Annotated in this window: 14 protein-coding genes; 1 reads left to right on the plus strand and 13 read right to left on the minus strand. The window is 72.3% G+C overall.

What is annotated here, in order from left to right:
- Window positions 1-184 precede the first annotated feature (184 nt).
- Window positions 185-751 (minus strand): GNAT family N-acetyltransferase, encoded by a 567-nt coding sequence (locus tag OG413_RS17945; protein WP_266806764.1) that lies wholly within the window; start codon window positions 749-751, stop codon window positions 185-187.
- A gap of 198 nt (window positions 752-949) precedes the next feature.
- On the opposite strand from OG413_RS17945, the gene OG413_RS17950 reads away from it, so the two are divergent.
- Window positions 950-2,431, plus strand: a complete 1,482-nt coding sequence (locus OG413_RS17950; RefSeq protein ID WP_266806766.1) for an FG-GAP-like repeat-containing protein — start codon at window positions 950-952, stop codon at window positions 2,429-2,431.
- Window positions 2,432-2,559: 128 nt separating this feature from the next.
- On the opposite strand, the gene OG413_RS17955 is transcribed toward OG413_RS17950, so the two are convergent.
- The 12 genes from OG413_RS17955 to OG413_RS18010 form a co-directional block, all read right to left on the minus strand.
- On the minus strand, window positions 2,560-3,438 hold the full coding sequence (locus OG413_RS17955; RefSeq protein ID WP_266806768.1) for a peptidoglycan-binding protein: 879 nt from the start codon (window positions 3,436-3,438) through the stop codon (window positions 2,560-2,562).
- Between the two features lie 51 nt (window positions 3,439-3,489).
- Window positions 3,490-5,034: a DUF6519 domain-containing protein gene (locus tag OG413_RS17960; RefSeq protein WP_266806770.1), complete on the minus strand. Its 1,545-nt coding sequence runs from the start codon at window positions 5,032-5,034 to the stop codon at window positions 3,490-3,492.
- 155 nt (window positions 5,035-5,189) lie between these two features.
- Complete coding sequence (locus tag OG413_RS17965) at window positions 5,190-7,460, minus strand: hypothetical protein (protein WP_266806771.1); 2,271 nt, start codon at window positions 7,458-7,460, stop codon at window positions 5,190-5,192.
- Window positions 7,461-7,482: 22 nt separating this feature from the next.
- Entirely contained in the window at window positions 7,483-11,424 is a 3,942-nt protein-coding gene (locus OG413_RS17970; RefSeq protein ID WP_266806773.1) for a putative baseplate assembly protein, read from the minus strand.
- The gene (locus OG413_RS17975) at window positions 11,421-14,723 is read right to left on the minus strand and encodes a putative baseplate assembly protein (protein ID WP_266806775.1); all 3,303 of its coding nucleotides are present in this window, start codon (window positions 14,721-14,723) and stop codon (window positions 11,421-11,423) included. The genes OG413_RS17970 and OG413_RS17975 overlap by 4 nt, the downstream gene beginning before the upstream one ends.
- The gene (locus OG413_RS17980; protein WP_073723364.1) at window positions 14,720-15,103 is read right to left on the minus strand and encodes a GPW/gp25 family protein; all 384 of its coding nucleotides are present in this window, start codon (window positions 15,101-15,103) and stop codon (window positions 14,720-14,722) included. Before OG413_RS17980 ends, OG413_RS17975 begins: the two co-directional genes overlap by 4 nt.
- The gene (locus OG413_RS17985; RefSeq protein WP_323137874.1) at window positions 15,100-15,549 is read right to left on the minus strand and encodes a hypothetical protein; all 450 of its coding nucleotides are present in this window, start codon (window positions 15,547-15,549) and stop codon (window positions 15,100-15,102) included. Before OG413_RS17985 ends, OG413_RS17980 begins: the two co-directional genes overlap by 4 nt.
- A gap of 22 nt (window positions 15,550-15,571) precedes the next feature.
- Window positions 15,572-16,102 (minus strand): phage baseplate assembly protein V, encoded by a 531-nt coding sequence (locus OG413_RS17990; RefSeq protein WP_266806778.1) that lies wholly within the window; start codon window positions 16,100-16,102, stop codon window positions 15,572-15,574.
- Between the two features lie 36 nt (window positions 16,103-16,138).
- Entirely contained in the window at window positions 16,139-17,278 is a 1,140-nt protein-coding gene (locus OG413_RS17995; protein WP_266806780.1) for a hypothetical protein, read from the minus strand.
- Window positions 17,271-17,654, minus strand: coding sequence for a hypothetical protein (locus OG413_RS18000; protein WP_266806782.1), 384 nt, complete (start codon window positions 17,652-17,654; stop codon window positions 17,271-17,273). Before OG413_RS18000 ends, OG413_RS17995 begins: the two co-directional genes overlap by 8 nt.
- Before the next feature lie 9 nt (window positions 17,655-17,663).
- On the minus strand, window positions 17,664-18,323 hold the full coding sequence (locus OG413_RS18005) for a hypothetical protein (RefSeq protein WP_266806783.1): 660 nt from the start codon (window positions 18,321-18,323) through the stop codon (window positions 17,664-17,666).
- A complete protein-coding gene (locus OG413_RS18010; protein WP_266806784.1) occupies window positions 18,320-18,964 on the minus strand; it encodes a hypothetical protein in 645 nt (214 codons plus the stop codon). The genes OG413_RS18005 and OG413_RS18010 overlap by 4 nt, the downstream gene beginning before the upstream one ends.
- Window positions 18,965-18,978: the final 14 nt, after the last annotated feature.

Genomic DNA, 18,978 nt, shown 5'->3' on the forward strand with positions numbered 1-18,978 from the left:
GGAGCCGTGGGAGCCCGCAGAAGTCGAACCGGTCGATCGCGACCTTCACCAGTTCCATGTCCCTCTTCATGGCCTGCTTGAGCGGGCCGCACACCGCGTTGGGGTCGTTGGCGGCGAGCGGGATCGCGTGGGTGTGCGCCCGCGCTTCGGCTGCGTACGCGCCCCGTTCGCGGCGGCGCTTCGTTCACGTACGCGCTTCGCGGGCGCCCGGGTGTCCGGGGCCGGGGAACACGACCAGCCCGGCCCTGCCCGGTACCGGTGTGGCGACGCGATGCCAGCCCGCGCGCTCGTACAGCCGCAGCGCGGCCCCCGCCCGTGCCGAGGTCAGCAGCCGGCAACGGCCGTCCGTGGCCGGGCTGTTCACCGCCGCCAGCAGTGCCGTGCCCAGCCCCGTGCCGTGCGCCCGGGGGCTGACGGCCAGCTCGTCGACCTCAAGTGCCCCGCACAGCAAGGCTGTTGTACACTCCGGTCCCAGCGCATGGGCGACCTGACCGTAACTGCGGTCACCGGGGAAGACCTCCGGCGTGGTCCAGGCCGTGGCGAAGCCGGTCACGGCCTTCCCGTCCAGGGCCACCGCCGCCGTGAATCCCGGCCGCGCCGCGTCCTCGGCGAGACGTTCGGCATACCTGTCCGCCTCCGCGGGGTCCTCGTTCCACGGCGGGGCGGAGAACGCCTCCGCGTACACGGTGCGGATGCCCTCGGCGTGGCCGGTCAGCTCCTCACCCGTCACGAGCCGGACCTGTGAGGTCACCGGGTCACTCCTTCGGCAGAGGGCGGGAACAGGGAACAAGACAGGCGTACTTGTACGGATCGGCGTGCAACCGTCGGGCCGGTCCGCCCGTCTCACCGGGTACCAGCCGTCACTGCCACCCCCGTTCAGCAGACCTCGGCGGAATGTTTCACGAACACCCGAGAACGTTCTCCGTACACGTCAGCAGAAGGAGTTCCTGTGGCACCCCGAGCACTCGGTACCGGTGTGGTCCTGGCCATCACGGTCGCCTCCGCCGCCCTCGCCCTGCCCACCGCCCAGGCCGCCCCGGCAGCCCCGGCCGCACCCGAGCGGGCGGCCGCCCCGGCCGGTCTCCACTCCGACTTCAACGGCGACGGATACCCCGACATCGCGTTCGCCGCCCCCGGTGCCACGGTCAAGGGCTTCGCGGGCGCCGGATACGTCGGCGTCGCGTACGGCTCCAGTACCGGGATCAAGAACTCCGCCAAGAAGGTCTTCACCCAGAGCACGGCCGACATCCCCGGCACCCCGGAGGCGAAGGACGCCTTCGGCAGCTCGGTGGTCTCCGCCGACCTCGACCGGGACGGCTACGCGGATCTGGTGGTCGGCTCCTCGGGCGAGAAGGTCGGCACCGGCGACGCCGCGGGCTCGCTCACCGTCATCTGGGGCGGCGCGGGCGGACTCGCGGGCGGCGCGACCGTTCTGAACGGGGAGCAGTACGACGGTGTCGGCACCCATCTCGCCGCGGGCGACTTCAACGGGGACGGCGCCCCCGACCTCGCGACCGTCCGCGACCACGATCTCCAGAGTCTCCTGGGCCCGTTCACCCGCGACGGCCGCGCGTCCGCCACCACCGAGCTGCCCGACATGGACGACAAGCGCTACCTGGACCTGGCGGCGGGCGACGTCAACGGGGACGGGCGCGACGACCTCGCCGCCGTCGTCCACAGCGGCGACGAGTTCGACGACCGCAGCATCCTCATCAGCAACGGCAGCCCCGCGGGACCGGGCGAGTACACCCAGGTGAAGGGCGGCGACGGCTACTCCCTGGAGGGCGGCGAACGCCTCGCCGTCGGCAACGTCAACGGAGACAAGTACGCCGACCTCGCCGTCGGACGCGCGATCGACGGCTACGACAGCGACCTCGGCCTGCCGCTCTCCAAGGGCGGGATGCTCACCTACGTACCGGGCAGCGCCACCGGACCGCAGGGCACCAAGGCCAAGGTCTTCAACCAGGATTCGGCGGGCGTCCCGGGCGCGGCGGAGGCATCCGACGGCTTCGGCTCGTCCGTCGCGATCGGCGACACGAACGGCGACGGCTTCGGCGAGATCGCCATCGGCGTCCCGAGGGAGGCACTCGGCACGGTCCAGCGGGCGGGCGGCATCGTGATCCTGCCCGGTAAGGCCACGGGCCCGACGGGCACCGGCAGTTTCGGCTTCAACCAGTCCACACCGGATGTCCCCGGCACGGCGGAGAAGGGTGACCTGTTCGCCGGCGCCGCCGCCTTCGCGGACGTCAACAAGGACGGCCGCGCAGACCTGGCCGTCGGCGCGCCCGGCGAGGGCGAGGACGCGGGCTCGCTCTGGTTCTTCCCGGCCACCGCCTCCGGCCTCGGCGCCAAGGGGTCCTTCAGCTTCGGTCACGGGACGCTGGGCACGGTGGCGGCGAAGGCCGCCCTGGGCAGCTCGTTCAACCGCTGACGGCGTACGGGAGCCGGGCCCTGTCGAGAGACACCCGACAGGGCCCGGCGCCCCGACAGGGCCTGGCGCCCGTACAGCGTTCGGGACCGGGCTCCGCGGACCAGACGTTCGGGACCGGGCTCCGCGGATCAGACGTTCGGAACCTTGAGCTTCGTCCAGCTCGCCTTGCCCGGAATGCCGTCCGCCCCGCTGCCGGAGAAGCCGAGCTTGCGCTGCCAGGCGGCGTACGACTTCTTGTCGGCGTCCGACCAGGCCGGTCCGGGACCCACCTCGTAACGCCCGCAGCCCTCCGCCACGAGCCGCTTGCCCATCGCGGTGACGATCGCGCTGCGTCTGCCCGACTTGAAGAACGCCGCACCGGGGAACGGCTCGTACTTCGGCGGTGCGGGCGGTTTCGACGGGCCGTCCGGCTTGCCGCCGAGCCGGGACTTGATCCGGCCGCGCATCGAGTCCATCGTGAACCCGCGCGGGTCGACCTTTCCCGGCTGCCACTCCTTGTGCCCGATCACCGAGCGCTGCGACCAGTGGTGCGCCCGGCAGATGGCGGCGGACACCTTCTCGATCGCGAGCAGCTGCGCCGCCGGCCAGGGGTCCTTCCCATCGCCGAGGTTGACGCACTCGAAGCCGTAGAAGTGCCGGTTGCCGTCGGTGTTGGCCTCGTTGTCGGAGGGCAGTGAGGCCGACTCGCTGACCACGGCCCGCAGGACGTCGTCGTCGCCGAGCCCGGCGTGGTTGGCCCGCCCGTTGCCGACGAGATGCACCGTCCCGTCCTTGGCTATCACCCCGTGGCAGAGCGGGCCGGGGAGGCTGGAGTGGCCGTTGTAGCAGAGCTCCACCGAACTCTGCGTTCCGGACGTCACGGTGTGATGGATCATCACCCCGTTCACCGGGCCCCACGGGCCCTTGTGGTTGCGGTTGTGTGTACGCCAGCTCCGGTGCTCGACGACACGCAGGCCCTCGTCACGAAGGGCTTTGAGCAGCTTGTCGGCCGACAGAGGCGTTGCCATCGTGGTGCTCCTTCCCAGGTGGTGCGGTGGTTCGACGCACTCAATAGTGCGTCAGCTCTCGTTCGTCTCCTGATCGTTTTGCCCGGTAACGGGGGGAGTCGAACCGCTGTCCGCCACACGTTCGGCGGCCACCGCCTCCTCCTCGGCCCGTGCCTCCGCCGCCAGGGCCTCCTCGTCCGCGGCCGGGATCGGCGCGGCCAGCGGTCCGAACTCCTGGCGAAGATCGGCCACCGACCCCTCGCCGAGAATCCAGGCCAGCGGCGCGTGGTGGACCCGCACACCGCGCGGCGAGCGCAGCAGCGGACGCCGGGCCGCGTCCGTCGGCCACTCGACGCCGCCCGTCGCCGTCCGGGCGGGCACGGTCCAGTAGTCGCCGGAGCGGTACGTCCTGCCCGGCTCGAAGTACACGAACACACCGTCCTCCAGCGGCAGCCAGGCCCCCTCCTCGATCCGCAGCGCACCGTCGCGCACCTTCGCGGCGCCCTTGGTCCTGCGGGTCGCCGGGCGGTGGTCCCAGCGACGCAGGTACGGGTTCAACTCGGGGCGCCGGCCCACGAAGGGCTCCGGCTCGCCCGAGAGCCGCACGCGGCGCCCCGGCAGATCGACTTCCTCCACCCGCAGCAGGGGCAGCGGTTCACGGCGGCTCGTGTAGGCGGTGTCGACGAACTCGACCAGGTCACCGACGTTCAGGTCGAGCTTGTCGTCGTTGCCGAGCGAGGCCAACTCGACCCACGTACCGTCCAGTTCCTCGACCGCGAAGGTCACCGAACCGTTCTCCCTGGACCACTTGAACGTGGCGTCCTGTGCCGCGCCGCCCTGATGGATCTCCACCCGGTACAGCTGGTTCTCCGGCCCCCGGTAGCGGGCGTCCGGCCGGACCAGGCACGGGTCCTCGTCCGCCCGGTCCGGGCGTTCGCTGCGGGCCGCCAGCCGGGCCGTCGGCGCCTGCGCCGCCGACCAGGTGTCGAACGCCTCCCGCACCTGGTCCTTCGTCGCGCCGTCCACGAGATCCAGCTCCGCACCGGGCAGCGGCACGACCTGCCACACCACCTTGACCCGGGCCGCCGTGTCGGGCATCGCGGTGCCCAGCGCCACCTCGCGCAGCAGCGGGTCCTCGGCCGCGGTGACCACCCGCTCCCACACCTTCAGGCAGGCCAGATAAGGGAATTGGGTGGGCAGCCGGTCGCCGGGGCGCTCCGGGTCCCGGTAGCCGTCCGGCTGGTCCCAGTACGTCCAGGTCGCGGGGGCGTTGGCCGGGGCCTCGTCGTCGGGCGCGGTGGCGTCGTCCTCGGCCGGGACGCCCGGTTCGGGCCGGGTCGCGTCCAGCGGGATGCCGTCCACGTAGTAGCGGCCGCCGCCGAGGGAGAGGTCGTCCAGCTCCCGGCTGCCGCCCAGGAACTTCACCTCGAAGCCGGTCGCGCCGCGCGGGCCGCCGTGCCGTCCGATCAGGTCGGCCGCGGTGGTACGGGCCCGGTGCAGCTGGATCGCGGCCTGCTCGTTGGTGTCCGCGTCCAGTTGGACGCGGCCCTGCTGGGCGAGCACCGCCGAGTAGTGCCGGTCCGGCCGGAAGGTGTCGCGGGAGAGATCTGCGTGCATGGGAAGGGGTCCCCCTTGGAAGTTCGGCAGTCGGAAGAAGTCGGGTGGGGCGACCGGGCCGGTCGCCGTGTCGTGTCCGGGCCGGGCCGGGCGGCCGACTGGACGGGTGGCTGGACGGGTGGCTGACTGGAGGGGTGGCTGGACGGGTGGCCGGGTCAGGTGACGGGGATGATCCCGGCGTCCGTACCGGCCGGGGTGTACTCGGCGAGCCGGGCACGCAGGCTGTCCTCGCGCTGCGGTTCGTACAGGTTGTGGAAGACGCCCATCTCCGAGCCGTCGTCGGCGCCCCGGCGGATCTGCCACGGACCGCCGTCCACGAGCCGCCCGTACGCGGGGGTGCCGTACCGCTCGCCGCTGAACAGCGGACGCACCTCCTGTGCCCGTTCGGCGCCCACGAGGTCGGGCTGGCAGCGGTGGCGGCGCGGGGTGCGGGAGCCGGGCGGCACGTACGAGAAGCGCAGGCAGCCGACGCCGCGCCGCACCACCCGCAGCTGCCCGGTGAAGACGCTGTTCTCCGCGATCTCCACCGCGTGCGTGTGCACCTCGCCGATGACCGTGGTGCGGTGGGCGTGCAGTACGGCATGGGCGTGACGGCAGTCCGGGGCGGACAGCGCGGCCCGGTCGTGGCCGGTGGCGTCCAGGACGCTGTCGCGGAGGTGGATCGCCGGCGGGTCGTGGCTCACCTCGTCGCCGATCACCTCGATCGTGCCGATGATGCTGTGGTCGACGGAGACACAGGCGGTGGTCCGGTCAAGGACCAGGCTCGGCTCCTCGGGGGAGTGCGGGTCGCACTCCGGCTCCAGCGACCAACCGGGCACCAGGGTGCAGTGCCGCAGCACGACCGCGCCCACGGGCCCGCTGACATGCAGCCCGCGCCCGGTGACCAGCAGACCGTCCAGCACGATGCGCGGCGCGTCCCCGCCACCGCCACCGCCGGTGGCCGACCCGCCGGTGGGCGACCCGCCGCCCTCGGTCCCTTCGCCCTCCTGGGGCCCGTCGCTCACCTGGATCCCTTCGCGCTCCCGCGCCCGGATGTTGAGGGCGTCCGGCCGGTTGCTGTACCAGTCGAGCAGCCGGATCACCGGACGGCAGCCCTCGGCCGCCCGCAGCTCCAGCCGGTCGCCGCGGTCGAGGTCGAAGTCGAGCTGCTCCTGGTAGGCGCCGCTGTGCGTGATCTCGATGATGCCCTCGGCCCCGCAGTGGCCCGCCCGCCGGTCCGCGCGCCACTGCTCGTACGCGTCCATGATCCGCTGGAACGCCTGGCCCGGACCCACCCGGTAGAAGCGGGCGGCGGGCGGCGTGACGCGCTCGCGCGGGTACTCGCCGCCGCCGATGTCGTCACCCGCGGCGTAGTGGTAGGTGACCCAGACCCCTTGCCGGGGCGCCGAACGCGACCCGAAGGCGAGCCGCCCCAGCACCGGGTCCACGGCCACCTGACCGAGCTTGGGCCGGTAGCGCCAGCCCGACAGGTCCGCCACGACGATGTCCGACATCGGCACCGGCTCGTCCTGCCCGTCCCGCCAGACGGTGAAGCTCTTGCCCGGCCCGTAGTAGTCCGCGAGCCGGTCGGAGAGCTGCCGCCGCCTGATGAACGCGGGCACGTTGTCGACCGTCGCGATATGCGTGGCCGAGGGCTCCGGCACCGGCTTCGTCACCAGCGGACTGTCGTTGCCCAGGATCGAGAACGTGTACAGGCTGCGCGCCCGGTCGATGCAGTACGCCGGTGCCCGGGTGACCGAGTACGGCTTCAGCCGCCACACGAACAGCCCGACCCCGGCGGGGGAATGGCCCCCCGCCCGGCGCGCCGAACCCGCCCTGCGTACGTCCACGGACCGTGCCGTCGTGTCGAACGGCCCGCCCGCCAGGTCCAGTCGCGCACCCTGCCGGACATCGGCGAGCCGCCCCCGGGACAGCCTGCGTACGTCGGCGGCCGGCGCCCCCGTCCCGTACAGCTTCACCGGCTGCTGCTGGGAGACCAGCCGGGAGAACTCCACCGCCCTGGCCGGCCACCCGGCGACCTCCTGGGACAGCTCCTCCAGCAGGGCGAGAGTGCCCTTGCGGCGGCGGTTGGCGACCGTCGCCGCCACATCGCGGCGCGGCGCCAGCGCCTCGGCGAGCCGCGTACGGGCCTCGTCATCGCCGTTGCCGTTGCCGCTGCTGCCGTCCCCGCCCAGGCCGGCCGTCCGTACCCGCTCGTATCCGGGCAGCGGCCGGTAGCCCACCAGATCGCCGAGATACGGCAGCACCCAGGGCGACGCCGTCTCCACGAACAGGTCCTCGTAACTCTGCTCGACCCCGTCACGCACCCGGTCCACCTGCTCGGCGATCACCGCGAGCAACGCGCGCAGCGGCTCACCGCCCTCGGCGTCCCGCAGCCGGTGCCACTGCGGGAGCAGCTCCGCGAGACCGTCCGGTTCCCTGCTCATGCGGCGCTCCCTTCCTGGGTGTTCATGAGGTGACCTCCGTGAGAATCAGCGTGTCCGGGACGTCCGGTGACAGCAGGGCGAGCTGGGCGGGCCGGATGCCGCGGAAGACGAACACCGCGCGGCCCTTCGCCAGGCGCCGGGTGTCGGTGATGTCCGGGTTGAGACGCAGCAGTTCGCCGAGCCCGATGCCGTACCGGGCGGCGACCGAGGTGAGCGTCTCGCCCTCCGGAGCGGTGACCCGGTGCACGTCCTCGTCGTACGCGCCGAGCCGCACCGGAACCGTCGCCCGCGGTCCGGCCTCCCGCTCGGCGAGCGCGAGCAGATCCTCGGGGGTGAGGGAGGCGGGCACCCCGTCGAAGACGTCCACGTCCACATGGCCGACACCGGGCACCGAGTGGGCCGTGGCCAGCACGTCCGACAGCCGCGCCGGGCTGCCCAGCTCGCGCCGCTCGGGGCCGAACCGGGCCAACAGGGCCTGGCGCAGCCGTGGTTCGACCAGCTCCCAGCTGTGGTCGCGGGCCACCTGCACCTTCGCCGCGAGGAGCAGCAGCACCAGTTCGCGCACCTGCACCCGGACCGGCAGCCGGGAGTCGCCGTACCGGGCGAGCGAGGAACGCAGCGCGGTGAGCACATCGGAGTCCTCGGCGACGGGGATGTCCGCGACCCCGGCGACCGTCACATGCAGCAACCGCCGCCTGCCGTCGAAGATCTCGCGCGCCGCCGCCCGGCCGATCCCGGCGCGTGAGCGGGCGAAGTCCTCGTAGTCGGCGACCGACACCAGCCGGTCCAGGGCCGACACGGCGAGCGGGATCGTGGACCGGGTCAGGCCGGGGCCGTCCGCGTCCGCGCCGCCCGTCGCGGGCCGCGGATTGGTGACCCCGGTGACGCCCAGCGGCCGGGTGACCGCCTGGGTGATCCGGTCCGCCCGGACATTGGCGGCCCGGCCGGTACCGAAGCGGTAGCGGGCCCGGACGTTCTCGTGGCCGCTGGGCAGCCGTGCCCCGTGCACCCCGTCGCCGAAGGTCACCGTCGTCCGGCCGCCCGCCACCCCGCCGACGTACACCCGCTCGCGCGGGCCGCGCCCGGCGAGGCTGTCCACCTCGTGCCACAGCAGCCCGTCGACCCGCACTTCGAGGGCCGGGGTGGCCCCCAGCGGGTTGTCGGCGGGCAGCCAGGTCAGCGGTGACTGCCACAGCGCGAACGTCTGGTTGATCCGGTCCGCGTCCCCGCTGCCGATCGGCTCCTCGCGGCTCTCGCCGTGCGTGGCCGCCACCACATTGCCCCGTACCCGCACGGTGGCCCGCCGGTAGCGGTGCACCAGGTCCGTCGTCAGCGTCAGCCGGGTGTGCACATGGTCGCCGGGCACCATGGGGTCCAGTACCTGCTCGACGTCCGCGACCGTCACCAGTTCGGTGCCCGTCACCGCGGGCACGTCCGTACGCTCCCCGGACACGATCAACTGCCGTCCCGGGCGCAGCCCGTCGTACAGCTCGGCCAGCTCCAGCTGGTTGCCGTGCACGTCCTCGCCGAGCGGCTCCTGGGCGAGCCGCAGCGGCTGACCGCCCGCGTGCACGGCGGTGTCCCGGATCGTGGAGAGCAGCACGTCGTGCTCGTCGAGCCACGGGTCCGCGAGCGTCAGCTCCGTACCGCGGCCCGTGATGCCGAAGTCGGTGTACACGGCGGTGCGTACGGCGGTGACCCTGGTGGTGACGAACCGGAGGTCCGGGTCGCCGGGGATGCCGTCCGGTCCCTCGGCGCCCTTGCGGGGGCGCTCGATCGCGACCCAGCTGCCGACCGTGACCGAGTCCTGCACCGAGTCGAGCGCGATGACCCGCCGGTTGGCGGGCTCCGGCACCGACGCGATGCCGATCACCACGTTCGCCGGTTCGCCGCCCACCGTGTAGCGGACGGTCAGCTCGTAGCCGTCGTGCCGGACCTGCTCGTGATCGCCCGGCGCCAGCCGCCAGCTCTTGGACTCGCCGTTGTGCACGACGACATGGACCAGGCCGTCCTCACCGGGACGGGAGACGAACAGCGTCCGCTCGGGCAGGCCCTCGTGCAGCCGGGCGGTGACCCCCGGCTCCTGGGAGTCGGAGGGCCGCCTGCCGAGCCAGCTCAGATCGTGGTCCTGGCCGGCCCGCGCCATCACCGTGACCCGGCCCGGCCCGAGCTCGAACGTCGTCTCCGCCGACAGATTCTCCGACTGCTGGACCGACGAACCCGTCTCCGTGTACTGGAACTCCGCACGCACCGGGACCCTGCCCGCCGTGTCGAACACGACGCGCATCGTCGTCAGGGCCGAACCGCTCAGCGGCCAGTCGGCCTGCCTGATCACCCGCCCCCGCTCGTCCTGCACCGGCCGCAGCGGCGCCATCGCCCCGAACGGCGCCGATGTCACCCGCAGCGCCTGCACCTCGTGGAGCAGCGGGGGCGCGGTCGGGGCGGACTGCCGCCACGCCGGATACATCCCGTCCGTGATCCGCGGGTCGAGCGCCGCCAGCAGCCGCGCCCCCAGGTCCGAGCCCGGCGCCGACAACTGCCGTGCCCCCAGGTCCGATCCGGGCGCCGACAGCCGTCGCGTACCGGTGCCCGACGACCCGGCGCGTGCCGCGGCGCGTGCACCGGGGCGTACACCAGGGCGTGCACCGGGGCGTACGACCCCGCCGCGCAGCGCCGGAAGCACCGCGCCCAGCGCCCGCAGCGCCGCCGAACCCTCCGGCAGGCCCTTGCGGAGCAGCTCGGGCGCGGGCCGGGACGGCTCCAGGTCCGCGGCCTGGGCGATCACCTCACCGACCATCGCCTCCAACTGCTCGAACCACGAAGCGACCTCCTCGTGCGCACCGGCCACCGCCTGTGCCTCGGCCAGCCGCTCGTGCGGCTCGGCCAGCCGCGCCGCGAGGCGGGCGGGCGAGGCGATGGTGTCCAGGTCGGCCCGCAGCGGGGCCAGCACCTGGGTGTCGAACTCCTCGATGTACCGGCTGACGGGACGCGGATTGGGGTTGTCGGGCGTGGGCTCGCCGTCCTCGACCGCCCGCTCGTCCTCCGTGATCCACTCGCGCAACAGGGCCACCAGCTCGGCCAGGGACGGCGGGGCGGACTGCTGGAGCCCGATCCCCGTCACGTCCTCCTCACGGTCGACCCGGAGCCGGGCGACGGTACGCAGCAGCCGCTGCCCCGGCTCCTGGCTGTCCGTGTCCTGGGCGCCCGACGTGCCCTGGGCGCCCGCGCCCTGCCCGTCCGACCTGCCTTGCCCGTCCCCACCCTGTCCGTCCCCACCCTGTCCGTCCTTCGTGCCCTGACGGCTCTTGAAGACGAACAGCAGCCGGTCCCCGGTCGTCAGCCCCGTCGCCGTGCCCGCGACCTGGATCTCGGAGCGGCCGCTCAGATCCTCCTCGGTCAGCAGCGAGGGCCTGCGCCCGCGCACCGCCAGCTCGTTCCACGACGCGCGGGCCGCGAGATCGGCGGACGTCTCGAAGACCTGCGACTCGTCCTCGGAGGTGAGCGGAACGCTGTTGCTGCGCGCCCCACGCGGGATGACCACCTCCACGTCCTCGTCGCGCGGATCCCGGTCCAGGGTGTACGCGAGATGGGTGTCGGCGGCGATCCCCGGCCTCGGCCGGTGACCCACCAGACGCCCGAGCAGCGCCAGCGAGCGGTGCTCGTTCGCGGTGCGCAGATACGCCTCGTCCACGATCCGCTCGGAGTGGAAGGTGAGCAGATCACCGACGACGGCCCAGGAGTCCAGCAGCCCGATCGCCGGATCGTCCGGGGTGCGGACCGTCAGCCCGCGCAGTGCCGGGTAGGCGGGGGAGGCGAGCCGGTCCACCATGGCCGCCAGGAACGAGCCGTAGTCACCGACCCGGTAGTCGAGGGCCGTGCGCCCCGGCGGGTTGTAGAGGGCATCGGGCGCCCGCCGCTCATCATGTCCGCCGCAACCGCAACCGCAGCCGTCCGCGCCGCTCATCGCGTACCTCCGGCGAGCTCGATGGTCAGCCGGCCGTTCTCGGGCCGGTCGGGGTCGTTGTCGCAACGGGCGATCTCCAGCGGACCGAGCCGCAGTACGCCCGTCTCCAGGGCGGGATCGTCCAGGCCGTTGTCGAAGAGCCGCCGCAGCCGCGTCACCGTCACGTCCTCCACGCCCCGCACCCCGGCCGCCGCGGCCACCAGGGCGCTGAGCCGCACCGGTTCGCCGAACACCAGGGCATCGGGATGGAAGAACCCGAGCCGCCCGCCCCGCAGCCGTCCGGCGCCCAGCAGCCGGTACAGCTCGGCCAGGATCTGCCCGTGCTGATGACCGGGTGCCGCGCACACCGACAGGGCGATGTCCAGCGGTACGTTCCTGGCGGGGCCGACCACCAGGTCGTGGCCGATACGCCGGTAGCTCTCCAGCGCGTACGCCACCGAGTCCAGCAGTTCGGGGTCCGGCTCCCCGGCCCCCAGCGCGTCGACGGCGACATGGGCCTCCTGCACGCTGCCCGTCCAGCGGATCTCCGCCGCCGCGCGCTGCACCCCCGGCAGCGCGGACGCCAGCGCCGCGTAGTCCTCGGCGGTCACCGCCCGCTGCCGGGTGCGCTTCAGGTCGAGCGGCACCAACTGACGTACCTGGTCCGTCGGTTCGGGGTCGGTGCCGCCCATCGCGGGCAGCGGATTGCGGACCCCCGCGACCGGCAGCGCGTCACCGGCGTCCTCGGCCTCCGGGTCCCGGCACAGCACCAGATGGCTGACGGCCTCCGCGCCGACATTGCCCGCCGTGCCGCCGCCGAGCCGGTAGTGCAGAGCGAGCCGGGCCCCGGCGGGCGGGCGGGCACCGTGACGCCCGTCGCCGAAGCGCAGCGCCACCCGCCCGTCGTCCTCCAGCTCACCGACCAGATGCCGGTCCCGGTGCCCGCTGCCGAGCAGATCCCGCCGAGCCGTCCACACCGCCGAGCCGTCCACGGCCGTCACGCCCTCCGCGTCCGTCACACCCGTCGTGCCCGTCTCGCCGTGCGCGTCCGTCACCGTGTCCACGGCTGTCACGGCTGTCACGGCCGTCCCACTGTCCATGGCCGTCACCGCGCCCACGGCTGTCACAGCCGTCACGGCGGGCAGAGCGGCCCGCGGATCCTGGACCAGCGCCGCCGCCGGACCCCGCAGGACCGGATCGTCCGGACGCAGCCCGGTCGCGTAACCGCGTCCCCAACTCCGGGCGATTTCCCAGGCGATGCCCGCGTCCAGCACCGCGCCCGCCCGCGCCCGCGCCGTCAGCACGTCGAGCCTGCGCAGCTTCCGCGCCAGCAGCCGCGGGCTGCGGTGCAGCAGCTCCCGCAGCGCCCGCACCGGGTGGAGGTGCAGCTCCAGATGTTCCAGCACCCGCAGACCGAAGAGCACGGTCAGCTCATCGATCTCCGCCTCGGCGAGCCCGTCGTGGTCACGGGCGCTGCGCCACAGCTCCACCAGCCGCTCCCGTACCCGTCCGGGCACGGCGGCCAGCCGGTCGGCCTGCCCGGCCGACACATGCTCCGACAGCGGGAACGGCGCCGCCCACACCACGGGGGAGCGCTGGAGCACCGGCCGGAACCGGGGCCGGATGCCGGGATAGACCACCTGCGCCAGCAGCGTCGCCAGCGCCTCGGCCTGCTCGTACGCCGTGCCCGGCACCACCTTCTCGCGCCGCCGTCCGGCCAGCTCCAGCCCGATCCCGGCGCGTGTCACCTCCTCGTCGCCGACCAGGACGGACAGCTCCCGCACCTGACGGGCGGTCAACAGCTGCCCGTGCCGGGTCTGTTCCAGGCGGGCCACGACGAGCCGCGCCGTGGCGTTGCCCGCGTCCGGGTCCCCGCACCCGAAGCCGGACGGTTCGCAGGAACCGAGCACGGCGGGCTCCGGCGGCACGGTCACCGTCTCCGGCAGCGCCCCGCCGAACGTCAGTGACCTGCCGTGATCGACGAGGACCACATTGCCCCGCGCGACGCTCACATCCGCCACGGGCTCACAGCCGGGGCCGCCGCGCGTCGACAGACACAGCGGGAACGCCAACGCGTCCTCGCGACCCCAGGTGACCTCCAGCACGGGCTGCCCGGAGAGCCGGTCCACGCCCGGGGTGAGAGAGGTCAGTCGTACGGCGTGCCGATGGGCCGGGTCCGCGTCGCCCGGCGTACCCGAACGCGCCCCGCGCACCTCCTCGAACACCAGCAGATCACCCGGTGACAGAGCCAGCGTCCGCACCGAGCGCTTCTTGTCGGCCCACTCGTCCCGCAGCGTCGCCGAGACCGCGCCCCTCGGCAGGGCACACACCTCGTCGCCCCAGGTCCAGAACCGGACGGTGTTGTGCGCGGGCCGCAGCTCGACCGGCTCCCCGGCCACCACCGGCTCGAAGACCTCCACCGAACCGCGCTCGGCCAGCACCGCCAGCTCGCGGTCCTCCACGACCGCGCCGATCTCCGGCCGGTCGCGCGGCCCCAGCGTACGGACGTCGACCGCGGCGAACCGGAACGTGCCCGGCCGCAGCGTCAGCCGCTTCGTCACCTCGACGGTGACCAGCGTCCGGGCGTTGCACCCGTCGTGCATCGGATAGTCGATCAGCCGCACGTGCCGCCGCACCGACACCCGCCTGCGGGCGGTGTCCAGATACGCCTCGGTGGCCACCGCGTCCTGCTGGTAGCCGATCCGGTCCGCCGTGTGCGCCAGCAGCTCCACGAGCGCGACACCGAGATCGGCCGGGTTGCGCTCCACCCAGCCGGGCGTGGTCAGCGCCAGCCGGTCCAGGATGAGCCGGCGCACGGAGTCGTAGTCGCGCGCCGTGTAATCGATGACGGGCGCCTCGCGCCGGGGACCGGGGTCGTCGCCCGCCGCCCCGTCCACGCAGTCGAAGGGCGTCGGACAGTCCGGCCGGAACGTGAACTCCGCCCCGAAGTACCGCTGATCGAACCCCCGGAACGGCTCCGTACCCGGCCGCCCGTACGGATCGGAGTCCACCACCGAGAGCCGGTAGCGCGAGGTGTCCCCGGTCCGGTCGACCGTCACGAGCAGCCGGTCGTCCAGCTCCGGGTCCTCCTCGCGCTCCACGGCCACCTCGACCGCCTCGATCCCGGTGATCCGGCGGCCGCCGTCGATCCGGATGTTCTCCGGGCACAGCCCGTGCGGCGCCTTGCCGAGGAACGTCACCGTCAGCGTCAGACCGTCGTCGCCGCACTCCACCGCGTCCACGCCACCGAGCCGCGCCGCACGCACCTTGCCCCGCCTGCCGTCCACGCGGCAGACCAACTCCCTGCTCGGGCTGCTCATGCGGGCCCGCTCCCTTCGAACACCTCGTCGCGCCGGCTCCCGGTGGAGCGCACCACATAGCGCAGATACACCCGGACCACGTTCTCCTCGCTCACCACGTCCAGGGACTCCACATCGATCAGCTCGCCCAGCCAGCGCTGGAGCGCGGCCTGCACCGACAGCTCCAGGGCCGAAGCCAGCTCGGGACTGTTCGGTGTGAAGACCAGATCCAGCAGCCCGCAGCCGAAGTCGGGCCGCATCACCCGCTCGCCCGGGCTGGTGAACAGCAACTGCTCCACCAGATCCCGCACATGGTCGTCGTACGGGGCGTGGGCGCTGCGCCCACGCCGGTCGATACGGAACGGGAACGCGATGTCGCCGCGTACGGTCCTCGCCCTCATCCGCAGACCACCCCCCGCAGCGCCGTCGCGACGACCGGCGGCCCCTGCGGCACGAGCGCCGCGCTGAAGCACTGCGCCGCACTCGTGTGCAGCAGGGCGGCCGCGCCGTCGACGAGCACGCCGCCCGGCTGCGGGGTCCACCGGACGGTGGTGCACGGATGCGGCACCCCGTCGACGAGGTGCGGGCACCCGGTCACCGCGAAGACGTCGGACGCCGTGTGCACGGGCAGCCCGTCCACCCGCACGGCGGCCGGTCGCCCGGAGGTGGCGGATGCCCGGCCGCCGTGCGGGCAGGTGAGCGTGGCGGCGGCGCTGACGATGGTCCCTGAGCGTGTGGACAAGAGTCCTCTCCCCGTAGATCTCTGTGTGTCGCTGTCGGCTACTGCTTCCGCGAACTGCTCCTGCTCCTCCTCCAGCTCCTCCTCCTGCTCCTCCCCCTCCTGCAACCGCGGCTCCGCCCCTCTGCCCCTACTGCTTCTTGGCCACGATCAGCCGGCCGTCGTTGATGTTGACCTCGCCGCCGTTCAGCACGACCGAGGCGCCCTGACCGTTGGCGATCGTCACGCCCTTCTCGTCGAGCTGGATGTACGCCCCGCTCGCGGCCTGGAGCCGGATGCCCTGGCCCCCGCCCGGTACGTCACCCATCACTAACTTGTGCCGGTCCGACGTCTGGATCACCACGTTCTGGTGCGCCGGAGAGCCGGTCAGGGCGTCGGGCGGTACCTCGGAGCTGTCCCCGTACCAACACCCGGTCCAGATGGGGAAACTGACCTCACCCTGCTCGAACTCCACCCACACCCCCGCCCCGGCGGCCGGTACCACGTACTGGCCCGACTGCGGCCCGGTGAACGGCAGGCAGGGCATGGCCCAGGTGGACGTCTCGTCGCCCAGGACGTCCGGCACCTTGACCGTGACCCGCCCGATCCTCAGCGGATCGTCATTGCTCACCACCCGCCCCCGGAACTTGCCGAGAAACCGGTTGTTCGGTCCTGCAGCCATGCGAAGCTCTCCTGGTCCATTTCCGCGGTTGCGGCGCTACGGTCGTACGGTGTCGCTCCGGGCGATCAGGCCCTCGCGCGACAGCGTGAAGTTCTGCTGGTACGAGCCGGGCCTGATGTTGTGCGTGACGGACTTGACGAAGTAGTCGCCGTCGTACGTCACCCCGGCGCCACGGACCCCGACCAGCTCGCGCGGCCGCAGGATGTACCCGTGCCGGTTCACGTCCAGCGACCCGGAGCCGGAGATGGCGTCGGCCGACAGCGCGGCCCGCGCCAGCAGCTCCGCCTGCGCCTGCGCCGACTCCCTCTTCGCCGTGCCGGACAGGGTGCGGCGCTTCAGCGCGGGAGTGGCCCGGCGGCCCAACGGCGGTCGCAGCGGCCCGATGTCGGGCTGCGGCAGCAGCCGGCTGTCGCGGGTGGCCGGGTCCTGCACCCGGGCCTGCGGCTCCTCGCGGGCCGTCCCGTCGTACGCGAATGTCAGCTGGTCCACCGTGGAGTTGACGTCCATGTTCACGTTGAGTGCCTGCTGACGCTGCCCGAGCCGGGCCTCCGGGCCCCACACGGCGACCGAGTGGCCGGGGCGCGGGCCGGGTTCGAGATAGAAGGTGTACCCGTTGGCGCGCGCCAGCTCGTTCACGTAACTCAGGTCGGTGCCCGACTGGTAGTCGACCCGGAGCTGCTCGCGCGGGGGCTGTTCGATCTGCTCCTGGAAGACATATGGCTCGATGCCGTAGTCGGCGTACCGGGACAGGATGCGCGCGACGCGTCCGGAGGGCCGCAGATTGGGATAGCGGTCGGTGCGCTCCTCCAGGTCCATCAGGAGGGTGAGGTCCTCGCCGGTCACCGTGAGGGTGGAGTGCCCCGGCTGATTGCTGGCACCGACCTCCTGCCGCACGATGAGCCCGTCGAGCAGCACCCAGGCGGTGCCCTTCACGCTCACGCTGAGAATCACCCGGGTCTTCGGGTCGAAGAACCCTTCGGGCAGCAGCCGCCGGGACAGCGCGCCCTGCTTGGTCAGGTCGAACGCCAGCTGGAATCCGCTGCGTTCACCCGCGGTAGCGGTGATCTGGGCCGACAGCAGCGCCTCCACGACCTCGGGCGGCACGGGCCGGGTCAGCTTCGGCCCCGTCTCCAGGGTGATGTGGATGGGCCCGCCCCCCACGGGCTGGTCAGACATACCGCGCACCCGCCCCCGCCCCGGGGAAGCCCCCGGCGTGCGGGATCGCGATGACGCGGCCCGCCTCCTGAGTCAGCTCCTGCGGGTCCAGCACGGGATTCGCGTCGGCGATCTGCCACCACTGGCCGGGGTCGCCGAGATACCGCTGGGCCAGCAGATCGGGCCGCTCCCCGCTGCTGACGGTGTGCGGCGCGGTCTCGTCGTCCGTGACGTCCTCGATCGGTGGCAGCAACCGCCGTTTGGTGTAACGGACTTCGGTCCCGTCCGCCATCCGGTGCACCCCGATCTCGGCGTCGTGGTACCGGCTGGAGCGCGGGTAGGGGTGCGCGCCGGGAATGGTGTCCAGCGCGTTCTCGTACGGTTCGATGTCGGCCATGATCTCGGCTCAGCCCCTCCCCAGCCCGGCATCCCGCCCGGCAAGCCCCAACGCGGCGAGCCGCTCCTTCTGCGCGAGATGCGCCATGTACAGATCGGCCCCGCGGTGCCCGGCGGGCAGATCGCTGACACTGAGCACCTTCATGCCGATGCTCAGCGCGGCCCGGATCGGATTGAGATTCACGTCGAACGCGGACTCGTTGATGGACAGTTCGGTGAGCCGCACGGGCATGACGCGCTTGCTGCCCCACGTGAAGAGGGTCAACGGCATCTCGATCGGGCTGATCTCGATGGTCCCCTTCTTGGAAAGCCGACTGGCCTCCCGCAACTGGGCGGTGGTCGGATGCACGAGCATTTCGAGGGTGGCCAGCTCCGGATGAATCCCGTCGGGTGCGGCCACCTCGAACTGATCGGTGGCATCGATCTCGGCGGTGAACTTCCAGGTCTCCTGAGCGGGCCCCTTGAGCCGCAGAGCCTCATTCCGGTCCCCACCCCCGCTGCCCCCTCCGCCGGAGTCCCCGCTACCGCCGGCGGACTGGGGCGCGAGGGAGCGTTCGAGGGTGTCGGGATTGAACTGGAGAACGATGATGCGCTGGGGGGTACCGCGCTCGGGGTCGACGACGACTATGCCGGAGCGGATGGGCTTGGGGATGTCTGCGTAGCGGGTCACAGGCGGGCCTCCAGGCGGGCGGCCAAAGGTGCGTATTCGTAATTCGGAAAGTGCTCGGGGAGGACCTGAAGCATCGTCTTCAGGCTTTCCCGGATGGAGTCGTACTCTCTGGCGCCAAGCGGCACATCGGCGAATAGGTACTGCCAGCCGGTCACGCCCTTCGTAACGAAGAGGTTATCTAGATATTCGCGATAGTCCAGGTCGAGTTTGACGAAGGTGTGGAACCTGTCGAGGAACCAGATATCCGGACTCGATACGTTTGGCAGGAACCTCATGGTGGCCAGTTGTCCCCCTCCTCCTCGTGAGATGTCATCGAGAATGGAGAGCTCCGAGAGCAATTTCTCATCGCTCTCTTCCCAGGCGAAGTCTTTCACTGGAAGCCTGACTTCGCTGCTGGCATCGATGTTCATGACGTTGAATTCGCCGAAAAGTGGCACATTGGGATCTGTGGTACACCAGTGCAGGGCCTTGTACCGGTAGGGGAAGTACGCTTCCTTGAGTCTTTCGGTGAGCGGAAATCCTTCCTCAGCCATCAGTTCGAAGATTGCTGACGGATCCTTCCCTGGGCCACCCGGACCCACTTCCTCGTACATGACGTCGAAGAACGGCGATTTGCGTACCTCGCAGATGGTCCGGGACAAGCGATCGTCATATG

Source organism: Streptomyces sp. NBC_01433 (genome assembly GCF_026340105.1).
In the GTDB taxonomy this organism is placed as follows: Bacteria; Actinomycetota; Actinomycetes; order Streptomycetales; family Streptomycetaceae; genus Streptomyces.

Coding starts and splice junctions, on each gene's coding strand:
- OG413_RS17960 (WP_266806770.1), bottom strand. CDS start 5,034: ATGCACGCAGATCTCTCCCGCGACACCTTCCGGCCGGACCGGCACTAC.
- OG413_RS17980 (WP_073723364.1), bottom strand. CDS start 15,103: ATGAGGGCGAGGACCGTACGCGGCGACATCGCGTTCCCGTTCCGTATC.
- OG413_RS17955 (WP_266806768.1), bottom strand. CDS start 3,438: ATGGCAACGCCTCTGTCGGCCGACAAGCTGCTCAAAGCCCTTCGTGAC.
- OG413_RS18000 (WP_266806782.1), bottom strand. CDS start 17,654: ATGGCCGACATCGAACCGTACGAGAACGCGCTGGACACCATTCCCGGC.
- OG413_RS17965 (WP_266806771.1), bottom strand. CDS start 7,460: ATGAGCAGGGAACCGGACGGTCTCGCGGAGCTGCTCCCGCAGTGGCAC.
- OG413_RS17990 (WP_266806778.1), bottom strand. CDS start 16,102: ATGGCTGCAGGACCGAACAACCGGTTTCTCGGCAAGTTCCGGGGGCGG.
- OG413_RS17970 (WP_266806773.1), bottom strand. CDS start 11,424: ATGAGCGGCGCGGACGGCTGCGGTTGCGGTTGCGGCGGACATGATGAG.
- OG413_RS17995 (WP_266806780.1), bottom strand. CDS start 17,278: ATGTCTGACCAGCCCGTGGGGGGCGGGCCCATCCACATCACCCTGGAG.
- OG413_RS17975 (WP_266806775.1), bottom strand. CDS start 14,723: ATGAGCAGCCCGAGCAGGGAGTTGGTCTGCCGCGTGGACGGCAGGCGG.